The following is a 5,093-nucleotide window of genomic DNA, read 5'->3' on the forward strand; positions in this document are numbered from 1 at the left end:
GGGGTCCGCGCGGGCGGTGCGGGCCGCGCGGGCGGCGCGGGCCTCGCGGGCGCGATCGTCGCCGGGGTACTCACGGCGGCGGGCGGCTACGTGATCGGAACCCTGCGGGCACGACGAGGCGGGGCGACGTTCACGGTGGCTCCGGTCGAGGGGGTGGCGGTCACGGGGGCTTCGGTCGAGGGGACGGCGGTCGCAGGGGTTCCGGCCGAAAGGACGGCGGTCGCAGGGGTTCCGGCCGAGGGGGTGGCGGTCGCAGGGGCCCCGGCCGAAGGAACGGCGATCGGAGTGGCACCGGGCGGGAAAGCGGCGACCGAGAGCGCAGCGGTCGCGGCGGCTCCGGTCCAGGGAACGGCGGTCGGAGAAGCGCGGGGCGCGAACGCGGCGGTCGAGGGGGCTGCCGATGGCTGACGTGACTGACGTGCGCGTGCCGATTCTCATGTATCACGCGGTCGCGGACGATCCGAACGACGCCACCCGTGCCCTGTCGGTCACGCCGGAGGCGTTCGCGTGGCAGATGGCCGTGATCGCCGACCGGGGTCTGACCCCGGTCAGCACGGCCGACCTCGCGGCGAGCTGGCGCTCCGGGCGCCCGCTGCCGGACCGGCCGGTGCTCGTCACCTTCGACGACGGCTACGAGGGCGTGCACCGGCACGCCCTGCCCGTGCTCGCCAAGCACGGCTTCGCGGCCACCCTGTTCGTCTCGACCGGATGGATCCGGGGCCCGTACGACACCGGGGGCGCCCTGGACACCATGCTGGACTGGGACCAGATGCGCGAACTGGCCGCCGGGGGCGTCGAGATCGGCGGGCACAGCCACAGCCACCCGCAGCTCGACCAGCTCCCCGACGACGCCCTGCGCGGCGAGCTGGTGCGCTGCTGGGAGATCGTCGCCGGTGAACTGGGCACCGTACCGGCCTCGTTCGCCTACCCGTACGGCTACTCCAGCCGCCGGGTGCGGCAGGCGGTGCGCACGGCGGGGTACGCCCAGGCGCTCGCCGTCGGCAACGGCCTCGCGCGTCGCCGGCAGGGGCCGTACGCCCTGCGACGGGTCACCGTGCGCCGCAGCACGGGCGCGGCGGAGTTCGAGCGGTTGATCGAGGGCCGGGCCATCGCTCGGACGTTCGCCGCGGACCGGGCCCTGACCAAGGGGTATGCCGTGGTGCGCAGGGCCCGGCAGGTCCGGCGGACGGCCGTGCGGGCGGGCTGACGGAGGCGGTGCCTCGCGCGCCCCCTGGAAACGGGGTGCACGCGAGGCCCGCGTGCCGGATCATGGCGGCATGTCTGCGAACCCGCACGAGGCGCTGCCGATTCGGCTCAACGTCGACGACTCCGACTCCCCGGCCGATGTCGTCGACGCGCTGTTCCTCGGCCCCTTCGCGACGGGCGAGCAACCGTACTCGCACGCGGCGAACATCGACCGTGTACGGTCCGGGGCGACGCTGCTGCCGCCCGGCGCACACGTGCTGCGCGTCGCCCGCGACGACGACCGCAACGCGACGCTCGCCGAGGGCGACGGCTGGACCCTGCTGATCTCCCGCTGGAACCGCGGCGCCGACGTCACGGTGACCGCGACCAGCGCCGAACTCGCCGCGAAGGTCCTGGACCAGGCCACGGACGGCGCGGAGGACGAGCCGGAGCCGCAGCCGGAGAACGTGACGATGGGCTTCTGGTACGTGTCCCCGCGGCGCGGCCCGCACCGCACGACCCGGCAGATCTCGGCGGGCACGTGGGACGAGGTCCGGGCCAACTACACCGCGCCGGTGGCGGACGCGATGGACCGCCTGATGAAGACGACGCCGGAGAACATCGCGGGCCGCCTGCTCCTGCTGCACGGCCCGCCCGGCACCGGCAAGACCTCGGCGCTGCGCACACTGGCCCGCTCGTGGCGGGACTGGTGCCAGGTGGACTGCGTCCTGGACCCCGAGCGGCTCTTCTCCGACGTCGGCTACCTGATGGACATCGCGATCGGCGAGGAGGACGCGGCGGGCAAAGGCCGCTGGCGGCTGCTGCTCCTGGAGGACTGCGACGAGCTGATCCGCGGCGAGGCCAAGCACACGGCGGGCCAGGCCCTGTCGCGCCTGCTCAACCTCACCGACGGCCTGCTCGGCCAGGGCCGCAACGTCCTGGTCGGCGTCACGACCAACGAGGACCTGGAGCGCCTGCACCCGGCCGTCGTCCGCCCCGGCCGCTGCCTGGCCCGCATCGAGGTGGGCCCGCTGACCCGCCGGGAGGCCGTGGACTGGCTCGGCACCGACGAGGGCGTCGGCCGCGACGGGGCGTCGCTCGCCGAGCTGTACGCGCTGCGCCGGGGCACGTCACCGACGTCGCTGCCGGAGCCGCGGGGGGACGCCGACGCCGGGCTCTACCTCTAGCTCCAGGTGCCTTCATGGACGTATGACCCTGTACCAGGTGCTTTCATGGACGTATGACCCTGTACGTCGGGACGTCGGGGTGGCAGTACCGGGACTGGCGTGACGTGCTGTATCCGGCGGGGCTGCCGATGCGGCTGTGGCTGGAGGAGTACGCGGCCCGGTTCGCCACCGTGGAGATCAACAACGCGTTCTACCGGCTGCCGTCCCGGGAGAACTTCGCGGCCTGGCGGGAGCGGGTGCCTGCGGACTTCGTGGTCGCGGTCAAGGCGAGCCGCTTCCTGACCCACATCAAGCGGTTGCGGGATCCCGAGGAGCCGGTGCACCGCCTGATGAGCCACGCCGAGGGCCTGGCCGACCGCCTCGGCCCGGTCCTCCTCCAGCTCCCACCGACCCTGCGCGCGGACGCGGAGCTGCTGGACGCCTGCCTCGCCTGCTTCCCGGCGTCCACCCGGGTCGCCGTCGAACCCCGCCACGACTCCTGGTGGACACCCGAGATCCGCGAGGTCCTGTCATCACGCGGCGCCGCCCTGTGCTGGGCCGACATCCGAGCCCACCCGACGACTCCGCTGTGGCGCACCACCGGCTGGGGCTACGTCCGCTTCCACGAGGGCCGCGCCGGGCGGTGGCCGCACTACGGCCGCCAGTCCCTGGACACCTGGGCCCACCGCATCGCGGACACCTGGTCCCGCGGCGAGGACGTGTACGCGTACTTCAACAACGACCCGAACGCGGCGGCCGTGGGCGATGCGGTGACGTTCGCGAGAGTGGCGAGTTCAGCGGGGCTGACAGTGACTCGGACACCGGAACGTCTGTCGCAGACCGGCTGAATCTGTCCCACCCCCTACCCCCCGTAAGCCGCCCGCAGCGCCTCCCGAACCGCAGCCAACGCCGCATCCTCCCCCAGCCCAAGCCTCCGCACCCGCTCGGCATAAGCCTGCGCAGCCGACGCCGCCTCCCTCTCCGCCGCCGACCCCGCCGCCGCGACGAACGTCCCGTGCCGCCCCCGCGTCTCGATCACCCCGTCGGCCTCCAGCGCCCGATACGCCTTGGCGACCGTGTTCGCGGCCAGGCCCAGCGACTCGGCCAACCCCCGCACGGTCGGCAGCCGGTACCCCACCGGCAGCACCCCCGCCCGCGCCTGCTCGGAGATCTGCGCCCGCACCTGCTCGTACGGCGGCGCACTGTCGTCGATGTGGATCTTCAAGGTCACACGGCGATTGTCCCGTACCACCGGAAAATGAGAGGCACCCCGGGCACGACCCTGCGTAGCGTGCGCGTACATGACCGTTATCGTGCGTGACCTGCGCCCCGACGTACGCGCCGACGCCGAGGGCTTCTCCCGCGTCCGCCGCCATGCCCTGCCGTTCATACTGTCCACCCCGGAATCGGTGCTCCACCACCTCACTCACTCCCACCCGGACGCCCGCTTCGGGCAGCTGATCGCCGAGGAGGACGGCGAGGTGATCGGCACGGCACAGGTCGGCGTCGCCCATGACAGCCCGGAGCCCGGCCAGGGCTTCGCGAACATCTACACACGTCCGGACCGCACCCGGCGCGGCGCGGGCTCGCTGCTGCTGCGCACCGCGGAGGACCGCCTGGCCGCGCTGGACGTCCGGAAGGTCTTCGCCTGGGTCCTCGACGAGCCGCACAACCGCGCCTTCGCCGAGCGGCACGGCTACAAGAGCAGCCGCTCCGCCTGCTTCCTGCGCCTGGACCTGGCGAACCGCCCCCTGCCACCCCGCCAGGACCCGCCGCCCGGCGTCGAACTGCGCACGGCCGCCGACTTCGCGGACGACCCGCGCCCCATGTTCGGGCTGGACGCGGAGGCGACGTCGGACGAACCGAGCGACATCGAAGCCGAGTTCCACGACTACGAGGCCTGGCTGGAAGAAACCTGGCAGCACCCGCTCCTCGACCTCGGCCTGACCTCGGTCGCGGTCGTCGACGGCCGTCCCGCCGCCTTCAGCGTGGCCCACACCGACGGCACCTGCTACGGCACCGCCATGACCGGCACCGCCCGCGCCTACCGCGGCCGGGGCCTGGCCAAGCTCGCCAAGAACGACTCGCTGCACCGCGCCCGCGCCGCCGGATACACGGAGGCGTTCACCGGCAACGACACCGGCAACGAGCCCATGATCGCGATCAACAAGTGGTTCGGGTACGAGGTGTGCGCGACGGAGGTGCGGTATGTCCGCGAACTCGGCTGACGCGGCAGCCCTCGTGGAGGTCGTCCTGGTCAAGTCGGGCCGTACGAAGATCCGTTACCCGGCCGAGCTGCTCGCCGACGACGGCACCCGCATCGCCGTGCGCGCCCCCTGGGCCGGCGCCGGCGTCCGCGACTTCGGCTTCGTCCGCTTCGAGGCCGGGGACGTGTTCACGGAGTACTACTGGCGCGACCGGTGGTATGCCGTGAAGGAGGTCAGGTCCGCCACGGGCGCCCTCAAGGGCTGGTACTGCGACATCACCCGCCCGACCCGGCGCTCGGACGCCGACCTGGTCGTCGAGGATCTCGACCTGGACCTGTGGCGCTCCGCCGACGGCACGGACGTACGGCGCCTGGACGAGGACGAGTTCGCCGACAGCGGTCTGGCGCGGACGGATCCCGAGGCCGCGGCCCGTGCGCTCGCCGCCCTGGTGTGAACGATCACGTAATTCCCCGGGCCCGGCGTCACGTAATTCCCCAGGTCCTGACCTCGTCCATGTCTACTTGATCGAGGGCTT

Annotated in this window: 6 protein-coding genes and 1 pseudogene; 6 read left to right on the forward strand and 1 reads right to left on the reverse strand. The window is 73.0% G+C overall.

Annotated features, from left to right (window positions below; translation table 11 throughout):
- The 4 genes and pseudogenes from H8R17_RS48355 to H8R17_RS44285 form a co-directional block, all read left to right on the forward strand.
- A pseudogene (locus tag H8R17_RS48355) lies at positions 1–408 on the forward strand (hypothetical protein); the annotation flags it as partial.
- Complete coding sequence (locus tag H8R17_RS44275; protein ID WP_187828819.1) at positions 401–1,207, forward strand: polysaccharide deacetylase family protein; 807 nt, start codon at positions 401–403, stop codon at positions 1,205–1,207. The pseudogene H8R17_RS48355 and the gene H8R17_RS44275, both read left to right, overlap by 8 nt.
- 70 nt (positions 1,208–1,277) lie before the next feature.
- Positions 1,278–2,372, forward strand: a complete 1,095-nt coding sequence (locus H8R17_RS44280; RefSeq protein ID WP_187828820.1) for a DUF5925 domain-containing protein — start codon at positions 1,278–1,280, stop codon at positions 2,370–2,372.
- 53 nt (positions 2,373–2,425) lie between these two features.
- A complete protein-coding gene (locus tag H8R17_RS44285; RefSeq protein ID WP_187828821.1) occupies positions 2,426–3,199 on the forward strand; it encodes a DUF72 domain-containing protein in 774 nt (257 codons plus the stop codon).
- Positions 3,200–3,213: 14 nt separating this feature from the next.
- Here the strand turns inward: H8R17_RS44285 and H8R17_RS44290 are convergent, their stop codons facing one another.
- On the reverse strand, positions 3,214–3,582 hold the full coding sequence (locus tag H8R17_RS44290) for a GntR family transcriptional regulator (protein WP_187828822.1): 369 nt from the start codon (positions 3,580–3,582) through the stop codon (positions 3,214–3,216).
- 70 nt (positions 3,583–3,652) lie between these two features.
- Between H8R17_RS44290 and H8R17_RS44295 the strand changes: the two genes are divergently transcribed.
- Positions 3,653–4,579, forward strand: a complete 927-nt coding sequence (locus H8R17_RS44295; protein ID WP_187828823.1) for a GNAT family N-acetyltransferase — start codon at positions 3,653–3,655, stop codon at positions 4,577–4,579.
- On the forward strand, positions 4,560–5,012 hold the full coding sequence (locus H8R17_RS44300) for a DUF402 domain-containing protein (RefSeq protein WP_187828824.1): 453 nt from the start codon (positions 4,560–4,562) through the stop codon (positions 5,010–5,012). Before H8R17_RS44295 ends, H8R17_RS44300 begins: the two co-directional genes overlap by 20 nt.
- The last annotated feature ends 81 nt before the right edge of the window (positions 5,013–5,093 follow it).

The sequence above is a fragment of the Streptomyces sp. TRM68367 genome (genome assembly GCF_014495685.1).
GTDB lineage: Bacteria > Actinomycetota > Actinomycetes > Streptomycetales > Streptomycetaceae > Streptomyces.